The 376-nt window shown below is 64.9% G+C and carries 1 pseudogene; it reads right to left on the bottom strand.

Going from position 1 to position 376, the window contains the following annotated elements:
* Positions 1 to 376: pseudogene (locus tag KCG88_RS30820) on the bottom strand (S-layer family protein); the annotation flags it as partial.

Genomic DNA, 376 nt, shown 5'->3' on the forward strand with positions numbered 1-376 from the left:
GCGCGCAGGGTGCCGACGTTGTTCAGGTCCTGGCCGGCGATCAGGTTGACGTCGTTCCCGGCGATCAGGGCGCCATTGGGCGCCAGGCGGTTGTCGGAGTGGGCCAGGTAGAGCACCGGCACCAGTACCTGCTCGCCGTTGACCTCGGCGTTTTCCAGCCAGACGATATCGTGGGTCAGGGCCGCGACCTGCTCGGAGGTCAGGGTGACGCCGACCGCCAGGTTGAGCCTGTCCTTGCTCTTGATGGCGTTGTCCATCAGGTACTTGAACAGCTTTTCGTCGGTGTCCTGGCCGGCGAGGTAACGCTGGCCAGTGCGGGCCACCACCGCCTGCTGGATGAGTTTCTGCTCGTAGAAGCCGTCACCCAGGCGTTTGG

This window comes from Pseudomonas sp. MWU349 (assembly GCF_017947325.1).
Lineage (GTDB): Bacteria > Pseudomonadota > Gammaproteobacteria > Pseudomonadales > Pseudomonadaceae > Aquipseudomonas > Aquipseudomonas protegens.